The sequence below is a fragment of the Clostridium transplantifaecale genome, from assembly GCF_900626075.1.
GTDB classification, from domain to species: domain Bacteria; phylum Bacillota; class Clostridia; order Lachnospirales; family Lachnospiraceae; genus Otoolea; species Otoolea transplantifaecalis.
Genome location: NZ_UYZY01000001.1, coordinates 167,777 through 192,489, shown reverse-complemented (window position 1 = coordinate 192,489; position 24,713 = coordinate 167,777). Strand labels below are relative to the sequence as shown.

The 24,713-nt window shown below is 42.6% G+C and carries 26 protein-coding genes; all 26 read right to left on the bottom strand.

Annotated features, from left to right (window positions below):
• Nucleotides 1-34: 34 nt before the first annotated feature.
• The 26 genes from EJL91_RS00880 to EJL91_RS00760 all read right to left on the bottom strand — a co-directional run bounded on the left by EJL91_RS00880 (nt 35) and on the right by EJL91_RS00760 (nt 24,676).
• A complete protein-coding gene (locus EJL91_RS00880) occupies nt 35-1,156 on the bottom strand; it encodes an LCP family protein (RefSeq protein WP_125140085.1) in 1,122 nt (373 codons plus the stop codon).
• On the bottom strand, nt 1,156-2,586 hold the full coding sequence (locus EJL91_RS00875; RefSeq protein ID WP_125140084.1) for a sugar transferase: 1,431 nt from the start codon (nt 2,584-2,586) through the stop codon (nt 1,156-1,158). The genes EJL91_RS00880 and EJL91_RS00875 overlap by 1 nt, the downstream gene beginning before the upstream one ends.
• 83 nt (nt 2,587-2,669) lie before the next feature.
• A complete protein-coding gene (locus EJL91_RS00870; protein WP_125140083.1) occupies nt 2,670-3,383 on the bottom strand; it encodes a CpsD/CapB family tyrosine-protein kinase in 714 nt (237 codons plus the stop codon).
• Nucleotides 3,384-3,394: 11 nt separating this feature from the next.
• Nucleotides 3,395-4,315 carry a YveK family protein gene (locus tag EJL91_RS00865; protein ID WP_125140082.1) on the bottom strand — a complete coding sequence of 307 codons (921 nt, stop codon included), beginning with the start codon at nt 4,313-4,315 and terminating at the stop codon, nt 3,395-3,397.
• Nucleotides 4,316-4,387: 72 nt separating this feature from the next.
• Nucleotides 4,388-5,107, bottom strand: a complete 720-nt coding sequence (locus tag EJL91_RS00860) for a CpsB/CapC family capsule biosynthesis tyrosine phosphatase (RefSeq protein ID WP_125140081.1) — start codon at nt 5,105-5,107, stop codon at nt 4,388-4,390.
• Nucleotides 5,094-5,255, bottom strand: a complete 162-nt coding sequence (locus EJL91_RS24455) for a hypothetical protein (RefSeq protein WP_164516723.1) — start codon at nt 5,253-5,255, stop codon at nt 5,094-5,096. The genes EJL91_RS00860 and EJL91_RS24455 overlap by 14 nt, the downstream gene beginning before the upstream one ends.
• Before the next feature lie 483 nt (nt 5,256-5,738).
• Nucleotides 5,739-6,581 carry a tyrosine-type recombinase/integrase gene (locus tag EJL91_RS00855; protein WP_125140080.1) on the bottom strand — a complete coding sequence of 281 codons (843 nt, stop codon included), beginning with the start codon at nt 6,579-6,581 and terminating at the stop codon, nt 5,739-5,741.
• Nucleotides 6,582-6,946: 365 nt separating this feature from the next.
• On the bottom strand, nt 6,947-8,482 hold the full coding sequence (locus EJL91_RS00850; protein ID WP_243125195.1) for a lipopolysaccharide biosynthesis protein: 1,536 nt from the start codon (nt 8,480-8,482) through the stop codon (nt 6,947-6,949).
• The gene (locus tag EJL91_RS00845) at nt 8,428-9,552 is read right to left on the bottom strand and encodes a TDP-N-acetylfucosamine:lipid II N-acetylfucosaminyltransferase family protein (protein WP_125140079.1); all 1,125 of its coding nucleotides are present in this window, start codon (nt 9,550-9,552) and stop codon (nt 8,428-8,430) included. The genes EJL91_RS00850 and EJL91_RS00845 overlap by 55 nt, the downstream gene beginning before the upstream one ends.
• Before the next feature lie 38 nt (nt 9,553-9,590).
• Nucleotides 9,591-10,061, bottom strand: coding sequence for a VanZ family protein (locus EJL91_RS00840; RefSeq protein ID WP_125140078.1), 471 nt, complete (start codon nt 10,059-10,061; stop codon nt 9,591-9,593).
• 29 nt (nt 10,062-10,090) lie between these two features.
• Nucleotides 10,091-11,563 (bottom strand): acyl-CoA carboxylase subunit beta, encoded by a 1,473-nt coding sequence (locus EJL91_RS00835; RefSeq protein WP_125140077.1) that lies wholly within the window; start codon nt 11,561-11,563, stop codon nt 10,091-10,093.
• Entirely contained in the window at nt 11,556-12,830 is a 1,275-nt protein-coding gene (locus EJL91_RS00830; RefSeq protein WP_164516722.1) for an O-antigen ligase family protein, read from the bottom strand. The genes EJL91_RS00835 and EJL91_RS00830 overlap by 8 nt, the downstream gene beginning before the upstream one ends.
• A gap of 80 nt (nt 12,831-12,910) precedes the next feature.
• Nucleotides 12,911-14,305 (bottom strand): AMP-binding protein, encoded by a 1,395-nt coding sequence (locus tag EJL91_RS00825; RefSeq protein WP_125140075.1) that lies wholly within the window; start codon nt 14,303-14,305, stop codon nt 12,911-12,913.
• Nucleotides 14,306-14,320: 15 nt separating this feature from the next.
• The gene (locus tag EJL91_RS00820) at nt 14,321-15,073 is read right to left on the bottom strand and encodes an SDR family NAD(P)-dependent oxidoreductase (RefSeq protein WP_125140074.1); all 753 of its coding nucleotides are present in this window, start codon (nt 15,071-15,073) and stop codon (nt 14,321-14,323) included.
• A gap of 14 nt (nt 15,074-15,087) precedes the next feature.
• On the bottom strand, nt 15,088-15,327 hold the full coding sequence (locus tag EJL91_RS00815) for an acyl carrier protein (protein ID WP_125140073.1): 240 nt from the start codon (nt 15,325-15,327) through the stop codon (nt 15,088-15,090).
• A gap of 22 nt (nt 15,328-15,349) precedes the next feature.
• Nucleotides 15,350-15,568, bottom strand: a complete 219-nt coding sequence (locus EJL91_RS00810) for an acyl carrier protein (RefSeq protein ID WP_227033077.1) — start codon at nt 15,566-15,568, stop codon at nt 15,350-15,352.
• Nucleotides 15,569-15,636: 68 nt separating this feature from the next.
• Nucleotides 15,637-16,401 (bottom strand): SDR family NAD(P)-dependent oxidoreductase, encoded by a 765-nt coding sequence (locus tag EJL91_RS00805; protein WP_125140071.1) that lies wholly within the window; start codon nt 16,399-16,401, stop codon nt 15,637-15,639.
• A gap of 16 nt (nt 16,402-16,417) precedes the next feature.
• Nucleotides 16,418-17,506, bottom strand: a complete 1,089-nt coding sequence (locus EJL91_RS00800; protein ID WP_125140070.1) for a 3-oxoacyl-ACP synthase III family protein — start codon at nt 17,504-17,506, stop codon at nt 16,418-16,420.
• Between the two features lies 1 nt (nt 17,507).
• A complete protein-coding gene (locus EJL91_RS00795; RefSeq protein WP_125140069.1) occupies nt 17,508-18,137 on the bottom strand; it encodes an MBL fold metallo-hydrolase in 630 nt (209 codons plus the stop codon).
• Nucleotides 18,138-18,148: 11 nt separating this feature from the next.
• On the bottom strand, nt 18,149-18,790 hold the full coding sequence (locus EJL91_RS00790; protein ID WP_125140068.1) for a NeuD/PglB/VioB family sugar acetyltransferase: 642 nt from the start codon (nt 18,788-18,790) through the stop codon (nt 18,149-18,151).
• Nucleotides 18,791-18,814: 24 nt separating this feature from the next.
• Nucleotides 18,815-19,555 (bottom strand): sugar transferase, encoded by a 741-nt coding sequence (locus EJL91_RS00785; protein ID WP_125140067.1) that lies wholly within the window; start codon nt 19,553-19,555, stop codon nt 18,815-18,817.
• 47 nt (nt 19,556-19,602) lie between these two features.
• Nucleotides 19,603-20,706 carry a DegT/DnrJ/EryC1/StrS family aminotransferase gene (locus EJL91_RS00780; protein ID WP_125140066.1) on the bottom strand — a complete coding sequence of 368 codons (1,104 nt, stop codon included), beginning with the start codon at nt 20,704-20,706 and terminating at the stop codon, nt 19,603-19,605.
• Between the two features lie 48 nt (nt 20,707-20,754).
• The gene (gene rfbB / locus EJL91_RS00775; RefSeq protein WP_125140065.1) at nt 20,755-21,774 is read right to left on the bottom strand and encodes a dTDP-glucose 4,6-dehydratase; all 1,020 of its coding nucleotides are present in this window, start codon (nt 21,772-21,774) and stop codon (nt 20,755-20,757) included.
• A 73-nt stretch (nt 21,775-21,847) separates the two neighbouring features.
• Complete coding sequence (rfbA, locus tag EJL91_RS00770; RefSeq protein ID WP_125140064.1) at nt 21,848-22,747, bottom strand: glucose-1-phosphate thymidylyltransferase RfbA; 900 nt, start codon at nt 22,745-22,747, stop codon at nt 21,848-21,850.
• 213 nt (nt 22,748-22,960) lie between these two features.
• On the bottom strand, nt 22,961-23,377 hold the full coding sequence (locus EJL91_RS00765) for a hypothetical protein (RefSeq protein ID WP_243125194.1): 417 nt from the start codon (nt 23,375-23,377) through the stop codon (nt 22,961-22,963).
• Nucleotides 23,378-23,587: 210 nt separating this feature from the next.
• Nucleotides 23,588-24,676, bottom strand: coding sequence for an LCP family protein (locus EJL91_RS00760; protein WP_125140062.1), 1,089 nt, complete (start codon nt 24,674-24,676; stop codon nt 23,588-23,590).
• Between the last annotated feature and the right edge of the window lie 37 nt (nt 24,677-24,713).

Below are 24,713 nucleotides of genomic sequence, written 5' to 3'. Positions count from 1 at the left end.
CACCTTTTTCCTTTCCAGTCTTCCTGACTGAACTTTATTTCACTTCCTTATAAAACATTTTCACTACTATTTTCTTCAACTCGCTCTCATCCGGATAGAATTCTTCATACAACTGGGTTTCCTTTACTTCTCCTGGAAGGGAGATGAAATCTCCGTCATCCATAATCTGCGGACTGTTCAACACCGCCATCCCCATTTCCATATACTGATCCTTGGCCATATTGGTGATCATATATTTCTCCACGTCATCCATCAATCTGACTATCAATTGATCGTCTTCCTCCGCTCGGCGTTTCGCCGTTTCAATATATGCTTTTATGTATCCCTTCTGACGTTCCAGCCGTGTCAGCGCCGTCTGATATTGATTGATATCTCTGTACCGGATGTAATGTTCAGCCTGCTCTCCTTCCAGAAGAACTGTTTCTCCCTTGACAAACTCCGGATATTTTTCAGACAGGGTCTCGTCCTCAACCAGAACCTCAACACCACCGATTTCATCATTTAGAATTTCAACCGTGCTGATGTTTGTTGCAAAGTAACCGTCTATGCGCAAACCGGACATCAGCTCCGAGACCGCCTCCGTCATCAGCTCACAGCTCTGTTCTTTTCCGTCGCCATAGGCATAGGCCAAGGTCAAATGCTGAACGTCTTTCCCCAGTTCATTTCCGAAATAATCAAACAGTGTAATTTCTGTCATTGTATCCCTGGGTATCATCAGGATTTGGACCGTATCGCTGGCAGCATCCTGAGCCACTAAGAAGATGCCATCGGCCTGGCCTGCCGCTCCTGAAACATGATACTGCTCCATCTCACCCGTCGTATCGACGCCGATGCAGAGTATTGCCCGTATTGCTGTATTCCGCCTGTATTTTTTTCCTTTGTATTCCAGCACATTCCCCACCTGTGAACCAAGAGCTTCCATTGCACCCCCATTCTCCCGCTCCCGAATACGGGCCTCTGTTTCCTGTCTTTGACGGTATAATCCCAGGCTGAACCAGAAAAACCATAAAAGAAACAATGCTCCTGCAGCCAAAATGAAGGGGAGCAGTTTTTTCCATCTGTTTCTATTCTCTCTTCCTGTTTCTCCGTCTATTACTTTTTTGTATTTTTCTTTTCGCTCTTTTACCTTCCCTTCTTTCTCCTTTCCCTCCCCCATCACGATGCCCCTTTCTGAAACAGGACCACATACACGGTCTGAAAGAGCAGCTTGATATCAAGCCAGAAGGACCAGTTATCTATGTATTCCAGGTCAAGATTTACAATTTCCTCGAAGTCACTGACCGTACTTCTCCCGCTGACCTGCCACATCCCGGTAATTCCCGGTTTCAGACTGAGACGCCTTTTATGGCGTTCCGAGTATTTCACAAATTCATCCTCGGTCGGAGGACGCGTTCCCACCAGGCTCATATCTCCCGCGAGGACGTTAAAGAACTGTGGAAATTCGTCCAGGCTGGTTTTGCGTATAAATTTACCCACTCTGGTGATCCTGGGGTCATCCTTGATTTTAAACATCAGGCCGTTCATCTCATTTTGGGCCATCAGTTCTTTTTTCCGCTGTTCCGCATCCATGTACATGGAGCGGAATTTATAAATAGTGAAACGGCGGCCATTTTTCCCAATCCTGGTCTGTTTAAATATCACGGGCCCCGGCGACTCCAGATATATCATTGGCGCAATGACGATTCCTATCGTCACAGTCAGAATCACGCCGGCCAGGCCTCCTGCAATATCCATCGTCCTTTTTAAAAACAGCTCCGCCGGGTCAAATATCCTGGGACTGTAGGTAAGAACGTTGTAAATTCCAAACTCCTCCACCGCCTTCTCCTCCCGGCCGAGACAGAAGGTATTTGTCGTCACATGGGTCACGATTCCCAGGTTTTCCATATAAAGGATCAGCTCTCTCAGCCATTGCCTCCTCGACTCGGGCATGCTTACCAGCGCCTCGTCGATTGCCTCCCGCATCAGAAATGCCTCCAAACTCTTTTCCGACAGCTCCATATAGCTTCCGCTCTTCCCGCGGAGAATACGGTTTATTTCCACATGCAGATTGCCTTTGTCCTTATGGCCGCTGATTACCACGAGCGCGACGGCCTCATAATCAAACATAAAAGAGGTCACATATTTGTGCATCATCTTCAGAGCATTTTCCTCATTAGCAAACAGAATTAATTTCTTTCTGTTTTCCGATTTACTGTAATAGTCATATAGAAAAGACTTGAATAACAAACGGGCCATATACATAAACAATGTATTTACAATAAAAAATATAAGGTAAAACGATCGTGGAAATTTCATTCCCACTTTGAATAAATACAGTAGAAGCGCCATCCCCAGAGCCATCTGAAAATTAACGCTGCACACATTTTCCAGTTCATTCCAATAGCTGCGTTTCATCAGTGGCTTTTTCTCCCGATAAAACAAAGTAACGAGAAAATAGATACATATCACCAGTATGCACCGATACCAGAGTTCGGACGGCGTTATCCCCAACAGGGAACCTTCTCTGAGAAACGATGTTATAATATAAGAAAAAACAACCGTCAACGTATCTAAAACCATATAAAAAGAGCGGTTTTCGAAAATCATACCCTAGTCCCCTGATTTCTTTTGTTTATCTCTGCAGGGCATCCTGTTTTTTAACAATCTTCCCCATTACTTTCTAGATGATTTTATTTTTTAATTTCCTGACCATAGCCGTAATCGTAATGATATCTCCCATATTTCCCGTAGTATCGGTAATATCCCTGCATCTGCATATTGACACGGTTTAAAACCGTTCCGAGGATACGGCAGCCACTGCGTTCCAGCTGTCTCTTGACCTTCTGGAGCACTCTGTAGCTGACGCCCCCGCTCTCCACCACCATAATGGCCCCGTCACAGTGGCCTGCCACAATAGCCCCATCAATAATCGTGCTCATCGGAGGTGTATCGATGACGACATAGGCGTATTCTTCCCTTGCCCAGTCAATCAGTTTTTTAAACAGCGGTTCTTCCAGCAGTTCCGCCGGGTTTGGTGAAAGGGGGCCTGAAAAAATAACATCCAGATTGCTTATATTGGTTGTATACACCACATCCTCCAATGTCTTCTGGCCACTCAGATACTGGGACAGCCCTTCAATCTTCCGATCCAGTTTATATCTGGTCACCAGGACTGATTTTCTGACATCCGCATCGATTAAAAGAACACGGTTATCAATCTGGGCCAGCGAAGAGGCCAGTGAAAATGATATCTCGCTCTTTCCCTCATTCGGCACCGCACTGGTCAGCATGATGACCTGCAAATTCGTACCTGAAAATTGAATATTCGTTCTCAGAGTCTTAATTGCCTCTTCATACTGGTAATCTTCTTTCAGATCGCGCAATAAAGTGATTTCCTTACCCATCTTGTCTCTCCTTACCGCTCTTCCTTGTTAGTTTCGGTTTTATCTTTCGCTGAAGCCTCCTGTGAACCCTGTTCCTTTTTTTCCGTCTGTGTCCTCTGCTCCGTTTTTCCTGTCTGTTTTTTCTCCTCCGATACTTTTCGAGAAAGATCCGCTTTTTTTCTGGAAGTGTGCTTTTTAGGCACTTTTTTCTTTCTGCCCAAAATGCCTTTTCGGTAACTGCTTTTTTCTTCCTTTGAATCTTTCCGCTCCGGAACGACGGCTAGTACGGGAAGTTCCAAATATCTAAAGGCGTCGTCTTCCGTCCTGATTGTGTCGTTCATAATAACGGACAGGGTAATAATTCCACAGGCCAGAAACAGCATCACAATGCCGCCGACCGCCGCATTCTTTTTCACATTCGGACTCGTCTTAACCGTTGCCACCATACCGTCTTCAATCAGTTTGGGAGGAGTCATTTCCATTATTTCTCCGATATAGTCGGAGGCGGCGTTGGCTATCCCGTCGACAATGGCCTTTGCCATATAGGGATCCGGATCTGTTACCGTCAGATACAGGATTCGCGTATCCTTGGGGTTTTCTAATTTAAGCTTTGCCGCCAGCTGCTTATAAGTGATATCCAGCCCCAATGTATTAATTACTTCCTGCATCACCGGCCTGCTGCCAATCAGTTCTTTATAATCCTGGGTAAGCTGAGTGCCCATCTGCAAATCAGCCAGCGAGGTCAGCGTAGTTTCTTTTGACAGTACGTATATTTTTGCCTCTGAAGTAAACTGGGGAGTCAACACGTAGTAGCTGTACGCCCCGGCAACCCCCGTTCCAAGAACGGCGGACAAAAGTATCCACCAGATTCTCCGTTTGAACTCATAAAACAGTTCCCGGAAGTCAATCACAATTTCATCATCATCCTGATATTGGCGTATATTCTTTTCCATGACTCATTTCCTTTATCTTCTTTTGTTTTAACATTTTCTAATCCTTTTGAAACTTTTATACTTTTGGAACGTTTATACTTTCGAAGCTTCCAAAAGCATACTTGGATTTTCTACCGTCAGCTCTCTAAGGCGGTTTTCCCCTGCCTTCTTTTGCAGCCATGCCAAAGCGCCTTCACAGTCCGGAGGCCTGTGGCTTATTCCGTGCATGTCGGTACTAAGGAAATCAAACTGGTTCTCCAATATCATCTTTCGGCACCACCGCCTGTCGGAAAAATTCGTTCCTGTTTCCAGGCTCTCGTAATTCATCTGCATACGCATGCCGGCTGCCGACAGTTCTTGCAGCCTGTCATTTCGTCTTAAGCAAAAGTAACGCTCTGCATGGGCAAGAACAGGTATGTATCCGGCAAATATCATTTTACGCAGTGCCAGCTCCAGCCTGCTGTAGACAACAGTCGGCTGAAATTCTATCAACACATATCTTGAACCTGCCAGAGTTAAGAGCTTATGTTCAGACAGGTATTCTTCTATTTCATAAAAATACATAATCTCCTGTCCTGGATAAATAGCAAGCCCTGGGGTCAGGACCTCGGCCTCGGCCCGAACGGCATCCACAAGTTCATAAATCCGCTCCACATCCGGTTCATAATGTCTGCGGAAAAAATGAGGGGTTGCAATGATGCTTCGTATCCCCTGCTCAAAAGCTTTTAAGAGCATCCTCCGGGTCTCCTCCATTGTCTCCGGCCCATCGTCAATTCCTGGTAAAATATGTGCATGAATATCAATCATCCCCATTCGTTTTACTCCTGTCTGAACCACTTTCCTGCAGAAATTTCTGTTTTGCCTCAAAGACAGCCCTGCAGAAACTCATGTATTCTGCCATTTGCCGCTTTTGTGCATCCTCTCCGGTTGGTTTTGCCTTTTCTTCAATAACAATTTTCATCATGCGTCTCCTTTATGCTGTAATGGCATGACTGAATTGATTCTTTAGTTGTTGGACTACTACATAATGTGGATTATGTTCCAGAAAGGGAAAGCAAAAGAACAACATAATGTGGATTATGTTCCTTGATAAGTAAAATACCTTTAGATAAAATGATTAGAATTGGGTAAAACAAACAAGTGATTTGAACATGTCAAACCGATAAGTGATGCTTTGTCTGCAAAAATTTTACTTTTCTATTGCGCGAAATATGTTATAATGGTGGAAACTGGAATTTGATTGGTAATTTTTGGATAACTTGGAATTTTATGTAAAGATCATAGATTTTTTCATGAAGATAATTGTAAAGAAGAAAATCATGTTATGATTTCTCAGAAAAAATAGTTACATTTTTTAAATCCAAAATATGGACTAATTTGATTTTTTGTTATATACTACTACATAATCCACATTATGTTGCACCAAATAATTATGCTGCAAGTCTCATAATATCAGATTCATTCGTTCTATCTGTTGTCTGTGTTCTGTCCCCGATGTCACAATATAAATTCTGGTCGTATTGATACTGCTGTGCCCCAATAGATCCGCCAGTTTTGAAATATCTTTCTCCATTCTGTAATACGTCCTGGCGAAGAGATGCCGTAAATTATGGGGGAATACTTTAACGGCTAATACCTTGGCCGTTGCACACAGCGCCTTCATTTCCTTCCAGACATTACTTCTGTTTACCGGCTTTCCTTCCTTTGTCAGAAATACAGGCCCCCGGCTGATACGGTTCTTCCTGATATATTTCATCAATAGCATCCTGAGCTTATGAGGCAGGAATATCTGGCGGCTTTTACCTTTACCCGTCGCATAGGCGATTCCGCTTTGCACGGACTCAACCGTAATATAGATGAGTTCGCTGATTCTGATCCCGGTACTGCAAATCGTTTGTATAATAAGGCCGATCCGTTCTTTTTTCATAAACTTCGCCGTATTAACCAACCGGTTATATTCTTCCCTGGTCAGCTCCTTCTCCTCCGGACAGTAGACCTGGCGCTGTAATTTCATTTGTTTTACCTTGAATTCATACCAGCCGGCAAACTGCAGAAAATGATTCAGGGAAGCCAGCATCGAATTGACGCTGCTTACCGCATACCGTTCGGAAAGATTCTTTTTGTATTCGATGACTAAATCTTTCGTGATTTCCCGGGCTCCGAGAAAGCGGGTAAACTTTTTTAAGTCTCTCTGGTACTTTTCAACTGTGTGGCGGCTCTTCTCCTCCTGGATTAAATATTGGATAAAGCTGTCTTTCATTTCGGATGTTATTGTGTGGTTTTCCATTTTCCCTCCGTTTGAATTATTTTTACTTTCTATATTATCATTAATTGGAGGTTATTTTTAGGGGGGTGGGGATAAAAAGCACTGGAAAAATATGGAATAAATTTATTTTTATTGTCCACCTCCCGTTAAATCCATACAATGAGCGATGCAGTAACGCCACATCCAGCGTACAGGCCCCGTCATACATTGCGAAAGTAAAAGGAACTGATACGAACAAAAGATACGTCATCTGCTCCTTTTACTTTCGCAATCCTGCTCTGTTTTCATCCCCTTTCTTTTACATTCTGAACACTAAAACTGTTCATAAATGATTTCTATCAATAAAAAATGCAGCCCGATTGCATTTTCTAGGTTAAGCCACTGAGTTATTCTATTTGCTGCTCACTTTTCTTACGGCAAAGACTGACCGCCCTTGCTTTAACATATCCAAAGGATGGATTGTGAGAGACAATCGATAAAAACAGATATGTCACTCCCCCGATTATAATCTGCACAGCAAGCTTCACAAAGCCGGTCAGCGGAAGTGTGCCTGCCAGGAGCACGCAGCTGCCCATTACCCCACTCATCCACAGTGCCGGAAATATATCGGTTATCTGCATACGAAATGAGTAGTTCAGCAATGATTTATTCGGAAATGAATTCACCAGCAGTGAAAAGATGGACAGCGGCAAAGCACATACCGCAACAACGAACACCCCATACCGAATTGACCAAATCAGGCAGATGACCGTGACTGCTTTTTTGATTATTTCAAGTTTTAAGCTGATATCGCTTCTCCCCATTGCCTGGATCACCTGTAAGTTTGCAGTGTGCAGCGGCCAGAATGCATAGCTGAAACACCCTATCCACATATAAGGAACTGCAGCGGACCATACATCTGTGTACAATAGCCGAACCAGCGTGGAGGATACAACTGCCAATCCCGTCATTGCTGGAAAGATCAGGTATGTGCTAACGGAAATAGACTTTCTAACCAAAGCCCGCAGCGTTGTTTTATCACCATTCGCCGACGAATAGGCTGGAAAAAAAACACTCTGGATAGAAGTATTTACATTTGAAATGATCAGCTCAGGCAGATGATTACCGCGATTGTAAAAAGCCAGATCAGACTGTGTATATACTTTTCCGATCAACAGACTCCTCAGATTTTTATAAAATGTGTCAATCAAATTTGATACAAATACTTTCCAGCCGAAAGAAAATAACGGTCTGAACCGCCGATAAGAAAAGCGGAAGCGCGGATGCCAGTCTAGCATTTTCCATAAAATCACCGTGTCCATAAGCTGATTTGTCAAAATCTGGCCTACCAGGGCCCAAACTCCGTAACCGGCGTATGCCATTCCAACACCGACAAACGCCGAACATATCGTTCCGCCAATCGTGGCCTTAAAGAAAAGATGGAACCACATTTTTTTTGAAATATATGCCTGCTGAATTCCATTGATCCCTCCCAAAACGATGGAAAGGGATAGAACCCGGATTACGGGGAGCATCTGAGGCATATCATAAAAGTCCGCTACTGCCGAAGCAGAGAAAAACAGGCCGGTATATAATACAAGAGACATACAGATATTGAAAACAAATACCGTCGTGAAATCCAGGTCATCTGCTTTTTGCTTCTGAATTAACGCTGTGGATAAACCGCTGCTGACAAAGACATTCAAAATATTTGTGATCACGGTAATCAATGCGACCGTTCCATAAACAGAGGGGGCCAGCAGTCTGGCAAGAACCACCGAAACGATAAAACTGACTCCCTGGGCACCAAAGCGCTCAGCGAGGCGCCATAATATGTTTGTTGAAATAGAGGGATTATCATAAGTATTCTTATTATTCTTTTGCTGATTCATTGTTCTTTTTTGTTCCTGTCTGACGTCATAACCAGAAACAGCAGTTTCCACTTATCCCTGATTAGATTAATATCGGTATATTTTCGTATTAAAGCCATATTTTTTTTCTTGACATCCGGGATGTAAGTCCGGAAAGTCTCAAAGGTTTCCTTTGATAGATTAAACGCATTTTCTACCTGAAAGCCTCTTCCCTCATAATTCTCCCACATCGTCGTATCATTTCGAATATAGATCTTCACCCCCGAAGCCAGGGCAATTGCAATATTCCCCATGGCCTGCTGCCTGTCATTAAAAAATATCCCAATATCCATTTCACTAATAAAATCAGAGTATGTTTCGCCGTCCATCGACTCAATAATAGGAACGACTTTATCTTTTCCAAAAATTCCAACCGCAGTTTGAATGACTTTCTCTCTATATTCCTCAAAACCTTTAAATCCATATGTAAGAGGGATATAGAGTTTCAAGTCTTCATCCGCAAAAGACTTTAGTTCCTCGAGTGCTTCAATATGACAATTAGTTACAGTCGCAGAGTTTCCTAGCATTACTTTGACTGTCTTGTTTCTTCCATCCTTTTTATTACCTTTCTCTGTCAGCTTCTGCATTACTCCCGGACGCTGGATCGGAAGCGGATAGCTCAGAGAAAAGTGTTTACCTGTAACATGATACCACTGGCGTGCCAGCGGCAAATCTTTATCGACCAGGGTTGCCACATAACCTATCTGAGATGCATATTTTTGTTTCAGATATTCTGTCAGTTTTACTCCCCAACGATTCGTTTTTTCATTATGGCGGTAAATATCGCCTCCCCAGATTACCCAGCATGTTTTCGCCAGCCATTCTTTCTTTCTGGAAATAAAAATGAAATGTTTAAAATTAAATAAGCCATGCAGGATAATTGCATCACACTCATTGAGATTTTTAATATATTTAAAGAAATTTTTAGGATTGATTACTTCGGCATTTCCTTCCGACTGACTTAATCCTATCGGAGCCAAAGAATTTTTACGTTTTGCATGCCCTGTACAGAACTTGTGCTCTCTCCCATCAAAACATGTATTAATCAGCATATACATATCCTGTGTATACATTGTCTGCGCCATTACATGTGTAATATTCATCTTTGTTTCCTTTCCGCAAAATCACTTCTATTAATTATTTACATTCTGTTTTTTATTATTTTATATAGCCAAATCAGGACATTCAAAACACAAATGGCTGTCAAAAATCCAATTGCATCCACCAGAACATCTTGGAATCTCGCATTTCTTCCATTTACAAAATACTGATGGAGCTCATCAATACATCCGTAAAGAAAACAGAGCAGCGCTGACAAAAAAGAACACTTTAAAATGCATCCTCCCGTCAACTCATCCTGTTTCGATAGCAGGTAGGAATGCGCAACGCCTCCCAAAAGGCCAAAAAGCGTTATATGGCCAAGCTGCCTGACATTCCACTCCCAGATAAGAAACCGGCCGTAGAACTCTCCATTCTCATCTTCCCTAAACAATCCCAGAATCCTTCCCGCCATATCGCTGATGTAGTGGGAAGAAGCTCCGGCCTGACTTGAAAACAGGAAAATAAGAACCATCACACCGATGACACCTAGCAATAGAATTTTTCGCCGCATAATGAACCTCCAGTTTAATTAATTTCTTTTTACAACGGGATGTTCCCGTGTTTTTTCCGGAGTATTTTGGCTTTACTAAATCGTTTTTTCTTTAAGGCATTATTTAAGAGGGTATAGATCGTTTCTCTTGTCTCAGATGGCTGGATTACCTGATCAATATAACCCATTTCAAGTCCGTGTTTATAGTTGATAACCTCAGTCTTATATTCTGTTTTTTTCTCCTCTAAAAAATCGGCCCGTTCCTTCCCCGACAGACTTTTCAGTTCTTTTGCATATAATATCTCGACTGCACCGTCTTCTCCCATTACGGCCACCTCGGCTGTCGGCCATGCTATCACAAAATCAGCCCCCAGGTGCTTGCTGTTCATCGCAATATAAGCTCCACCGTAAGCTTTTCTCAATATGATATTGACCTTCGGAACGGTTGCCTCTGAAAAAGCATAGAGCAGTTTTGCCCCGTGGCGGATAATCCCCTTTGTTTCCTGTGAACTTCCCGGCAGATATCCTGGCACATCCGTAAACGTGATTAATGGTATCCCGAACGCATCACAAAACCGGACAAATCTTGCCGCTTTATCGCTCGTATCGCAATCCAAACTCCCTGCAAGACACCTGGGCTGATTTGCAACAACACCGATTGTTGTCCCGCATAGAGTTGCAAATCCAACTACAATTGATTGTGCAAATTCAGGTGAAACTTCCATAAAAGTTTCGTCATCCATTACTGCGCGAATCACCTCCCTGACATCGTATCCAATGCGGGTGTTTTCAGGTATTTCAATCTCCCCCGATTTTTTTTCATATAATTCTTTTCTGGGCAGAGCAGCTTTCTCTTCACAGTTTTTTGGCAACATGCCAATCAGACGGCGTAATTCATGAAAGCATGTTTCTTCATCCGGATAGCAGAAATGGGAGACTCCGCTTTCCCTGGTATGAACCTTGTAACCTCCAAGTTCCTCAGCCGTTATATTGCTGCCCGTTACGCTTTTCACAACCTTAGGTCCAGTAATATACATTTGCGCAATGTTCTCAACCATAAAAACAAAATCTGTGATTCCCGGAGAATACACTGCTCCTCCGGCACAAGGCCCTAAAATAACAGAAATCTGAGGAATGAAACCTGAGGCCATCACGTTCCTGTAAAATATTTCCCCATAGCCGGCCAGCGAATCAATTCCTTCCTGAATTCTTGCACCGCCGGAATCATTAATTGTAATAAACGGACATTTTTTGCTTATTGCAACATCCTGTGCCCTGGCGATATTTTCACCGATTTTCATGCCAAGCGTCCCACCACGATATGTAAAATCCTGTGCGGCAACGATTACTCTTTTCCCATTCACTTTTCCTTCACAAATCAAAACGCCAATTCTTCGTCCCTTATCAAAAAGCTCCTTATATTTACCGTCGTCAAATAATTTATCCAACCGTTCTGTAACAAACAATTTGCCTTTTGCATGCTGTTTCTGCTTTGCCGCCTCTATTTTATTTATCTCATCCATTGTTAGCCTCTGTATATTTTTTTCGTTCCTCTTTAAATACAAAAAATAGATATGCTATCAGCATCCAAAATTGAGGGTAGCCCCAAAATGTATCCGACAGAAATAATTTTGCGTTCGCCGACAGAAGGATGCAGATGACAAATGCCTGCTCATTTCTGGCACTGATTAAAACCTGTATGCTTTTGATTGCAATAATCAGGAACACAATAATCCCAAGCAGCCAGCCGAAATCGATGAGCATTTCAAGAAAAACATTATGACAGTATCCCCAATAATAGTATGGTGTTATAAACTGCCTGTCTCCAAATGCACCGTATCCTAGGAACGGCATATTTTTAATAGCCTCAGCAGCAAGTGAGTAAATCACTTCTCTTCCATTATCACTGGTTATATCTCCACTGAGAAACATTTGAATGGTTCTCGCATCAATACCGGAAAGTTCCGACAAAATATCGTAATAAAACGCATTAAACAAAATGCCTAGTAATATAAACCCAGTGCTTATCAGTAGCTTCTTATGCATTGGAACAATTGAGAATTCTTTATAAAGATATAAAATCCCAAAAACAAGTAGACATAAAACACAACCTCTTGATCCTCCAACTAAAGCTAATGCAGTAGATAAACACCCTAAAAATAAATAAATTTTCTTTCTTTCTCTAATAAAAAGCCCAAAAAATATAGTGGCACAAAAAATGATAGTATAACCAAAGCTCAAATTATAACTCAGCTCAATCATTTCTCCAGCTGCATTTAAAGAAGTCCAGTATCCATCGCTAAATGCCTTTACAAATTGATAACTACTGTAAAACAGTAACAAAAATGAAGCATATTTAAGATTCTCTATCAATCGCTTGCTGTTCTTGCTTGCTGTTACAGCAAGAAATCCGAAAACAGCTCCATTATCAGGACGAAAGACATCATCCCATACACCATAAGTCTCTCTGAAGAAGAATCTGTCGTATTCCGGATGGAAGAATAGGGTTAATACAAAAAGAGAGATTATCGTAAAAGTAACTATTAAAAAACTCCATAATGATTTATCTAACTTCCTTTTGGAAAACATCAGTATTAACATAAGAAGAAGCGGTATATATATGATTAAATTGGTGAATATAATATATAAACTCTGTAAGCCGGCAAAAGCCAAAGCCCTTCTTACGGCCAACCTAATCAAACCATTTGAAAAATACAGACAGATAAACCAGGTAATCGCCCTATCATAATTTATATTTACGAAATCTAAACGAATTTTCAGCTTATCCATAATGCATCGACTCCATAACTCATATATATACTGCTCCATTCTATGTTTCCGTCTCTACTGCCTTTTCTACATTGCCGGAATTAATTTAAATTTTTGTACAAGATTTTTCCCGACTCATTCTTGGGAAGTTCCTCTATAACTTTCACTTCAAATGCAGAGGCATTTAAATTCAATTTTTCAGCAAGATAAGCCGGAATTTTATCCTTCAGCGCTCCGTCTATGATGAAAATCTTCATCTTTTCATCGTTTCCGGTGCAGGCGCATTCACAATTAAATCCTTCTTTTATGATCCGTTCCGACTGATCCAGGCTGATACGTAGCCCAAACAGCTTTAAAAACCGTTTTTTTCTTCCGATTATGTAGTAAAAGCCCTCCGCATCACGTTTTGCAATATCGCCTGTATGGTATTCTCCGAACCACTCATCGCCTTTAAGCAAATCGTCCCGGCAGATCCCATATCCCATAGTGACGTTCGGACCGCGGTATCCTAATTCTCCCTGTGCCTCCGGCTCCTCTATTTCATTTCCGTTTACATCCAGCAGAAACAGTTCACCTTCCGGAATCGCTTTACCAATGCTACCGATTTTCTCCCTTGCCATTTCCGGCGGTAAATACGCCATTCTGGCGCTTGTCTCCGTCGTGCCAAACGTAGCACAGAAACGTTTGCCAGCGTTTTCCGAATACTCTGCCAGCATTTTGAACATCTCGTCGGTCAGTTTCCCTCCGCCTTCCGATAAAGTTTTTAAATCAGGCAGATCCATTCTGGTAAACTTAAGTTTCATCATAATTTCATAGCTGTAAGGTACGCCGGTAAAATTTGAACCATGGTTTTCTTTTATAAAATCCCAGAATTCTGAACTCATTAAATTGTTTTTAACCAGTAGAACCGTGGCTCCGACTATGAAATGACTGTTTATTACATTCAGCCCCATCGTATATTGTACCGGTAAGTCCATAATGCAGTTCTCATCGCTCGTCCATCCAAAAACAGCCGCTACATTCCTGGCATTTGCTTCCAGATTTCCATACTTATACCTGACCAGCTTAGGGCTGCCGGTGGAACCGGAAGTTGTCATCAGTAATGCAAGCTTCTCATGAATTGGATAGACATCATATTTTGATCTTAAAAGACTGTAGCCATATTTTGAATAAATCACATCGCCGTTGCAACGTGTTTTCTGGGCATCGGGAATCCAGTAATAGTACGGTGTATACATCGTATCCAGTTCTTCCAGCAGAGAGGAATCAATTGCTGCGCTTAATAAAAGCGGCACCACCCTGACACTTTCAAATGCGGCAATTCCGGCCAAAGCACCCGCTGTATTCTCACACAGGCAGAATACGACGCTGCGCATCAGTTTCAGTTCTTCTATCTCTGTGATAAAATCGCACAACTCTCCATAAGTCAGTTGTGTTCCGCTGTCATCATGTATTGCTGTCTTATTTCTTTCAACGTTTTCTATATCTAAAAACATAGTAAACCTCCACCTTTACATTATTGTACAGCCGTCAACAGCCAGTGTTTGTCCTGATACATATTCCGACAAGTCAGACGCAAAAAAAACACATGCCCTGGCTATGTCTTTTGGTTCAGCCAGCCTCCCCATACAAACATTTTTAATTCTGGCTTCCAATTTGTCCTGATCCGCCTGTTCCATCATTGGTGTCCTGGTAAGGCCAGGAGCTATGGCATTCACCCTGATTTTCTTTTCAGCCAGTTCTTTGGCTGCCGATTTAGTCAGTGAAATAACTGCACCTTTGGTTGCCGAGTATACCAGCTGGCCGCGGTTTCCCCGGACTCCGACCATAGAAGAAATATTCACGATGCTTCCCCCTCCGGGCTGCCTCCACATCACTCTGCCGACTGTCTGCAGCATATTAATGGTTCCAATCACATTCACATTGAACATCATATCCATATTTTTCCTGCTGATCATGCCAATAAGTTCGTTAAACTCCACCCCGGCGTTGTTGATAAGAACGTCAATCCGGCCGCATTCTTTTTTTATCCGCATCACTGCCGTTTTCACCGCCGCTTCATCTGTTATGTCAAAATAAGCGGCGCGTATCTTTCCCGGAAGATTTTCATCAAATTCCCGAATCCAGTCATCCATACAGCCTTCCCTTGAATCATTTGCATACACCGTAGCTCCCAATTCGGCAAACAGCTCTGCGATTGCCCTTCCAATCCCTCTTCCCGCACCTGTAATCAGGCAAATTTTTTCTTCGAGAAGTTTTTCCATTCACTAAATCCTCCTCAGATTTCTACGCCGTTTTTCCTTAAAATTTCCAGACCATTGAGATAAGAGCCATAATGAAGGATGTCTTCTGTCTCAAACATCGTATCAAACGTATCTTCTAATTCTGAAATCAAATTCAGGTGGGCAACGGAATCCCATTTATCTACTTTTCCAAAAACGAAATCTTCTCCCAATTCGCTTTTATCTACCGTAAATACGTTAGCAAATATATCATCATAAAGTTCTCTGTTATTCATACCTATCCTCCACATAGCTGTTTTACTTCATATAATCCAGAATATCTGCGACTGTCTGAAAGTTTTTCACGACATCGCCTGTAAGTTTTACTCCACATTCGTCATCCATCATAACAATTAAAGACAGTTTCGCCATCGAATCATACTCCTCTATATCAGCTAATTTCATTTCCGGAGTAAGGGTTCCCTCATCTAAATCCAATGTTTCTTCCAACAGCGCTAATTTTTCTTTTTCACTCATCATCATTTCCTCCTGTCGTATATTTTATTTTAATTTCACCGGCCAGCTGGTTTTCTCCGCGCCTGCCATCAGGACGTAGTCATCCCACCGTCAACCGGCAATGTAATACCTGTGATAAAACGGGCTGCGGGACTGATTAAAAACGCAATTGCATTTGCTATATCTTCCGGTTTTCCAACCCCCATATACTGGCGTTCTAGAGTTCCTCTGTTTTTAGGACTGCTCATTCCGTTCGTTTTCATAAATTCAAGGTACATCTCTGTTTCCGTCATCGCTGGTGCTACAGTATTAATACAAATCCCTTTATCATATACCTCCGTGGCAATACAACGGACAGAGGCATCCATAGCGGCTTTAGAACCTGAATAGGCCAGGCGCGCTTTGTCACCACGCATAGACGCAACAGAAGATACTCCGACAATCCGCATTCCCTCATTGTATCTTCCTTTTTTGCAAATTTGACGGACCGATTCTATAAAACCAAAATAATTGATATTGAAAACTTCTTGAATTTTATCAGGTTTAAACAACTTCAACGGTGTATAGATTGCAATTCCTGCTGCGTAAACCATCCCATCCAACTTTCCCTGTTCCTCTGCAATTTGCTTAAACAAATGTTCTATCCTGTTCACTTCGCTCAAGTCCGAGACATAATAAGCGTTATTTTCGCCTTCCAGCTCACTAAGAACCGCTTTCAGCCTTTCCTCTCTTCTTGCAACCAGAATTACATCTGCACCCAGTCCATTAAGTGTCATGGCCGTCTGCTTTCCAATGCCGGAGGATGCACCTGTTATCAGGATCTTCCTACCGGTTAAATCAACGAATTGATTCATTGCTCTATCTCCTGTCTTAATATTTTCCCGGTTCGAATTTACCCTCCGCATAATAATCTTTCGTACGGATTACAGGAAAAATATTATTTGTATCCAATACCGCGGAAGTTACTCCCCAGGACAGTCCGATACCAAATCCACTCATTAGAATTTTCTTTTTCCCATCTTCTTCACTTCCAAAATGATCACACAGTGTTAACGGTATCGACATACCTCCCGTATTCCCGAAACGATCCAGTGAAATCAGAACTTTTTCTTTCGGTGCTTTCAACCTGCGTGTTATCTGCTTTAAGATAAACTGGTTGGCCTGGTGAAAGGCCAAATAATCGTAATCTCCAATTTCTGTTTCAGTCAGGCTGAGATATTCTTTCACGGTCTCCGGAATATCGTTAATAGAAAAGGAAAATACAGATGTCCCATCCATAAAGATGTCGTAGAGCGATCTTTCAATACCGTCGCTGCACACAAAAGTATCATGGGACGGATTCATATCACGGAACCCTCCAGCCGGAAGTACAATTGATTGGAACCTGTTACCGTCGCTCTTCAGTAAGGTTTTCAGTTTGACTCCCTCTTCCCGCTTAAGAAGTATCGCCGCACCGGCATCTCCATACATCATTACAATTGATTTATCAAGTGGATTTACAAGTTTTGACGCTGTTTCCCCTACCAATATCAATGCATACTCCATATCTGATGTTGCCATAAGCGATGCAGCAGTCTGAAGCCCATAGATAAACCCGGAACAGCCAAGGCCAATATCCATGGCGGCACAACCCAGAGGCAGACCGAGCCGCTTCTGTAAAACACAGGCTGTTGCAGGCCTCCGATAATCTGGAGACTGCGTAACAAATACAAGCGCTCCTATTTTGTTTCGATCTGTTTCAATTTTCTCAAACATATTTTCAGCGGCGGCATAAGCCAAATCGCCTGCTGTCTGTTCCGGCAGTGCCTTGTACATTTCCCGTATCCCAGTACTTTCGGTGAATTTTTTACAGGCCTCCATACCGAAAACAGACTCGAAACTTTGAACCGTAACCCTGTTATCCGGTACTGCGCAAGAAACTGCTTCGATCTTTATGTCATTAATCTCAAAATAAGACATTTTATTTCTTCCTCCTTAGTACAAACTCATCATAATGCCCGGGATAAACCGTAATACCTTCCGGCAAGGCCGTGATGCGTCCTCTGGAAACATGTTCCCACTTCTCACGGCTTCCTCCCGGAAATCCCAACTCCACCTCATGCTCCATAAACAGACTATCCCCGGAAAAGAAATGGTTTTTGTTCACCAAAATACCGATACTCCCATCCGAATGTCCAGGCAGCGCAAAAATTTCTAAAAGATTGTCAAACCAGTAAAAGCGTAAATAATCGTCAAATGTAAATTCCGCAGTGCAATGATAATTTTTCTCTATGGAAACGTGTTCATCCTGTCTGGCATAGGTCTGCATCTGGCTGAATGCCTCAAAATACCGGCTCATGTTTTTTCTGGAAGCCGCAATGTTAACAGCACATGGCCTGCTGCAAATTACAGGGGCGCCGTATGCTTCTTTCCACGCGTTAACACCGGAAATATGGTCATAGTGTTCATGGGTAAGTATCAAAGCATCGACCTTTGAATTTACACCTGGATCCGTATCACGGCAGGGGTCAATTACGATCCTGTGTCCGTGTTCCGACAGCAGATACATGTTGGATGCCATCATATCCGACTCGAACCGTTGAATTTCCATACAAATCCCCCTTAAACTTCAAATCGCTTTGCCGGATTCCCCAGTACCCGTCTTCCGCTTCTTACCTTGGCAAATACCGCGCTTCCAGCCCCTATAACCGCGTCATCTCCTACTGAGATATGAGGCACAATGAATGCATGGCCTCCTATTTTCACCCTCCGTCCGATCTTTACATAACCTGCCAGTCCGCAGCCACCCATCACACATGCGTAATCACCAACCTCAGCATCGTGTCCAAGGGTTGTGCATCCGTTAATCACCACCCCTTTTCCAATTTTTATATTCACGGTCATCATAACGCCATGGGCAATGACTGAGCCATTTCCGATTTCCACCGTATCATGCAGCTCTACATCCGGAGAGATCAAGGTTTCAAATTGAATTCCTTTTTGCTCCAGTTCTTCCTGAATGGCCTCTCTAGGGCCTGGTTCACCAATCGCACAGGTGCAGACTACCTTGTCTTTATAGGCAAAAAGCCACTGCCTGGTTCCCAGGACCGGATAACCATTAATTTTTAGTCCATCCCTATAATAGGCATCATCGACGATAAATCCCAGCAGTTCATAGGTTGGCTTAACATGGTTAATCCTTTCTATCAGATAGGCTGTTTCTCTCGCGAAACCTCCGGCCCCAAATAAAACTATTTTTTTCATATCTCAATCCTTCATATCCAGTTTTTATGCAATTTGATCATCCCTATTTTTAGAGTTCTGTAAATTCTCTTCTCCCGTAAATTCTCCGTCGATTTTTTCGCTTCTAATTCCTGCTCTTTTTTTATTAAAAACAAGTCTAATGAGTCTAAAAATCATGATACAGTCTGTTTTAAAGCTGATATTCTCAACATACCAAACATCGTTCTCCAGACGTTCCTCCCAGGTTATATTCTCTTTTCGATAATCAGGAAGGGGACATTCCAACCCTGGACGGACCGCGTGTCGCAGATGCTGACGTTTTGAATACCTTGGAAGATATTTCATCAATAAAGGCCTTGGACCGATGATTGACATCTTACCATCTAAGATGAGCCAGAATTGCAGGAGCTCATCAAGTGAGGTCTTTCTTAGAAATTTCCCCAGCTTGGTGATACGCTCCGATGCGGGCAGCAGTTCATTATTTTCGTCTGTCTCGTTAGTCATATTTCGGAATTTGACCATTTTAAAGGGCTTTTCTCCCAATCCAGGCCTTTCGTGAACGAAAAAAATGGGTCTTCCCACATCTACAAAAGTGGCTACCGCTATCAAAAGATTCACCGGAAAAGTAAGTAGTATTGCAGTCAGCGAGAATACAATATCGATCAGCCGCTTTACATATTTAACATAGAATGTTTGCTTTATTGTTAATTCCCCCGCCGCGAAAGGGCTGATAAAATTTTCGTTCAATTCTCCGAAATAATGTGGAGTTTGTTTTAAATGTCCCATTTTCTGCCCCCTCTTACCGTAATCCTTTTTCAGACAGTTTAAATTCGTCACTGTCTCAACGATAAAATCAAATCACAAATCCGATCGACATCCTCCATTGCCAGTTCCGCATACATAGGCAACGTCAGGATATTTTTGGAAACCCTCTCTGATACCGGTGTCTCTCCATGGGCAAATTTACCTTTATATGAGTCCAGATCGTTCGTGGCCGGATAAAAATAGCGTCTGGAGAAAACATCATTTTCACACAGTCTTTTATAAACCGCTTCACGATTTTTACCGAATTTATCTTCGTCAATGTAAAGCGGAAAATAGGAATAATTTGGTTTGATGTCTTTGTTGTACCTAATTAACGTAAGTCCGTCTATTCCATTCAGATGGCCGACATAACGCTCGTATACCATCTTCCTTTTCTCAATTTCCTTATCGACATGGCGCAGATTGCAGATTCCCATTGCGGCACGGAATTCATCCAGCTTTGCATTTCCTCCTACTTCCTCAATAATATCCTCGGCAGTAATGCCAAAATTCTTCAGACAATGCAACGGGTTTTTCAAATTTTCATCTGTGAAGGCAATCGCTCCTCCCTCAATCGTGTGGAAGACCTTTGTCGCGTGAAAGCTGAACATAGACGCATCGCCAAAATTACCGACTCCAACACCTTTATATGTAACGCCAAACGCATGTGCCGCATCATAAATCACTTTCAAATTATGCTTTTTTGCAATTTTCTCGATCGCCTCCACATCACAGATATTCCCATAAACATGCACCGGGATAATCGCCGAAGTTTTATCAGTGATCAACTCTTCAATTTTCTCCGGATCCATCGTGTAATCATCCGGCTTGATATCACAAAACACCGGCTTCAGCCCGTTTCTCACTATTGCATGAGTCGTCGAAACAAATGTATATGGGGTAGTAATCACCTCACCTGTGAGTTTTAATGCCTGAATTGCAATTTCAAGCGCCATATGGCCGTTTACAAAGAGAGATAACTCCGGAACCGATAAATACTGTTTCAGCTGATGCTGAAATCTTTTATAAACGGGTCCCATATTAGTTAACCAGTGACTGTCGAATATGGGTCTGATTTCCTCAACAAATTCATCTAATTCCGGCATTGAAGATCTCGTAACTAAAATACTCATTTGTATATCCTCCTGACTTTTCCCTTGGCAGCGGTTCCCGCTGGTATTCTATCTATCACGATACATTTTTTCATAATAATTCTGATATTCACCGGTAATGATGCATTGCCACCACTCACGGTTGTCCAGATACCACCGAATCGTTTTCTGAATACCGTCTGCAAACTTTGTTTCCGGAAACCAGCCGAGTTCGCTATTTATCTTCTCCGGATCGATCGCATACCGCATATCATGGCCTTTTCGGTCGGTCACATAAGTAATCAGACTCTCCGGTTTGCCAAGTGCCTGGCAAATCATTTTAACAATATCGATATTTCTCATTTCATTGTGTCCGCCTATGTTATATACCTCGCCGATTCTCCCCTTATGAAGGATTAAATCAATAGCCTTGCAGTGATCTTCCACATACAGCCAGTCGCGGACATTCAGCCCTTCGCCATATACCGGCAGCGGCTTATCGGCCAGCGCATTTACAATCATCAGTGGTATCAGTTTTTCCGGGAAATGAAAGGGACCGTAATTGTTGGAACAACGGCTGATGGTCACCGGCAGTCCAAATGTGCGGTGATATGCCTGAACCAGCAGGTCTGCTCCGGCCTTAGAGGCACTGTATGGGGAACTGGTATGAATCGGAGTGCTTTCGGTAAAGAACAACTCAGGCTGATCCAGAGGTAAATCACCGTAAACCTCATCAGTAGAAACCTGATGATAGCGCACTATACCAAACTTACGGCAGGCATCCATCAGAACAGCCGTTCCTTTTATATTTGTATCCAGGAAAACCTCAGGCTCTTCAATCGACCGGTCCACATGACTTTCAGCAGCAAAATTGACAACCATATCCGGATGTTCCGTTTCAAACACGTCATAAACTGCATTTCTGTCACAGATATTTGTCTTATAAAAATGAAAGTTTGAATTTTTCAGTGCTTCTTCTAATGTGGATAAATTTCCTGCATAGGTCAGACAATCCATGCAGACAATCTGATAGTCAGGATGCGTATTAAGCATATGGTAGATAAAATTACTTCCAATAAAACCAGCTCCGCCAGTCACTATAATTTTCATACTCTCTTCCCTCTTTTTCCTTTGTAAAAATTCTCCCTATGTTTAACCGATGTAAACGTCTTTCATAGGTTTATCATTCATAAAGAACATCGATATATTTGCCATCCAGGACATCTCTCAGATATTGACCGTACTGGTTTTTTTTCATGCTCTCATAAACGGACCACACATCGTCTCTGGAGATCCAGCCGTTCAGATAGGCGATCTCTTCAAGGCAGGCAATTTTCCGGTGCTGATGGCTTTCCACTGTTTTTACAAAGTTGGTTGCATCTACAAGACTTTCATGCGTGCCTGTATCCAGCCAGGTAAATCCCTGGCCCAGCAGTTCCACGTTCAAAAGCTCCGCCTCCAAATAAATCCGGTTCAAATCAGTTATTTCCAATTCTCCCCTCGCGCTCGGCTTAAGTTGTCTCGCATAGTCCACTACTCTGTTATCATAAAAATAAAGTCCTGTAACACAGTAGTTGCTTTTAGGGTGCTCCGGTTTTTCTTCAATCGAAACTGCTTTACCGGTTTGATCGAACTCAACGATACCAAACCGCTCCGGATCATCCACATAATAGCCAAATACCGTTGCCCCTTTTCCCTCTGATGCATTGCGGACCGCTTTTTTCAAACGCTTTTTCAATCCATGGCCGGCAAAAATGTTATCTCCCAGTACCATTGCTACCGAATCAGTTCCTATAAAATCCGCTCCAATCAGAAAGGCCTGAGCCAGGCCATCCGGTGACGCCTGAACAGCGTAGTCCAGATTCACGCCAAAGGCTTTTCCCTCTCCCAACAGTTCCTGAAAACGGGGCGTATCCTGCGGTGTGGAAATAATCAGAATATCCCTGATCCCCGCTTCCATCAGTACCGACAAAGGATAATAAATCATCGGTTTGTCATAAATAGGAAGCAGTTGTTTGGAAGTTACTTTCGTCAACGGATAAAGGCGGGTGCCGGAGCCTCCGGCAAGTATAATCCCCTTCATAAACTTTTTATATCCTTCCATTTTTTCATATATATTAATTCCGCGTTATATAATTAAGCCTGTTTTTGGGTTCATACAGAATCCATTTGCTTCGTTATACAGATGTGATTCTTTTAAGTAATCCCGCGAAAAATTTTTCTCTCAATTCTGTGTAAGGTCGGGAACCTGCCCCAAGAATAACTGGGGCAGTCCCTGAGTCTCACTTACCAATGTTTATTTTTTATAAACAATGGTAAATGGTGTTGTTCCGCTTAAAGTAACGGAAATTTCTTTTGTTGCATAGTTGATGCTGGTTGGAGCCATCAGTTCCCATGTACGTGTTGCCTGATTGTAGTACAGAATCTGAACATCATTCAGACCTTCTACCAGGTTTGGAACATACAGGCTTAATGTGGTGGAACCGCTGACAACTGCTGCCTGCACCGGTGCTAAAGGAACATAACCAACCATATTGTTCGTTCCGATTGTGCGGTACAGAGGCTCTACGCCTGCATTGATGGTGTTAATCTTTTCGATTACATCCCAGGCAATTCCGGCATTCTCGTAAACACTACGATCTGTACTGAGCGAAACTGAACTGCCGGCAGTACCAGTTGGAGCTGAACTTGCATTCAGTTCACCACTGATCATCGACTGCGTCGAACTACTGAGCGTAGGTACGCCTTGAGACGAGCGTGAGCCTGCCAGAGCTGTAAAAGGCTGTGTCATCAGGACAGCAGCGGTTAACACTCCTACGATTTTCCTCTTCATGTCACATCACCCTTCCTTTCTTCTAATTTTTATCAATAAATAGCATTTTGCTAGTTATTGCCGTTAGGCTTCCGTATCACGCTTTTCCTGTTATATTTCTTTGTAGAACAGTTCTATTATGATCCGTTTCAATTCATCCAGGTCCGGGTAAAATTCATCAAAATTGATCGTCTCTACCGCCTGGCCCGGTATTGATAAGAAATCATTTTCTCCCAGTTGCTGCTGGCTGTTTAAGACTGCCAGACCCATATCTAGATACTGGTCTTTAGCCATATTAGTAATCATGTGTTCTTCTATATCATTGACAAGCCTTGTTATCAGTTCATTGTCCTTTCCCGCCTCTTCTTTAGCGGTTTCAAAATAGGCCTGCATATATTGTTTTTGTCGATCCATCCTGCTGAGAGCCGTCTGTGACTTCGTAATATCACGGTAACGCACAAAAATCTCTGCCTGCTTTCCGTTTAAGTGTACGGTGTTTCCTTTTTTAAATATTGGATCCCTTACTTCCAGTCCTTCTTCTTTTACGGTAACGGTTACTCCTCCTACCGCATCATTTAAGAGAGCGATGGAACTGACGTTCATTGCCAGATATCCGTCAAGACGTATTCCAAAACATAAATCTGAAACAGCCTCCGAAAGGAGTTCGCAGCTCTTTTCCCTGCCATCTCCATAAGCATAAGCCAGAGTCAGATGCTGGACATCTTTTCCCAGCTCATTTCCCATTAAATCAAACAAAGTAATCTCCGTCATTGTATCTCGGGGAATCATTAAAATCCTGACTGTGTCTCTGGCCATATCCTGAGCCACCAGAAAAAGGCCGTCTGCCTGTCCGGCCATCCCGGAGGCAGTTTTCTGTTCCATATCCCCTTCTGTGTCCACGCCTATACAAAGAATCGCGCGGATTGAGGTATTTCTTCTATATTTATTTCCATCCAGTTCGATGATTTCTTTCGATGCTGTCCCTGGAGAAACAGCGGCTTCGGCCGTATTTCCGGCCTCCGCCAATTTTCTCGCTTTTTTCTGCAAATAATTTTGGTTCGCAAACATAAAAAAAATGCCTACTATACAAAATACCAATAAAACAATCGGCCACTTTTGCTTCTTTATACTCTCTGCTGGGTTCTTTTTTCTAATATCCGGCAGTTCTTTTTCGGCAGATTCATCCTTCTTTTCACTCATGCTCCGCTATATTCTCCCTGGCAGCTCTTGCTGCAGT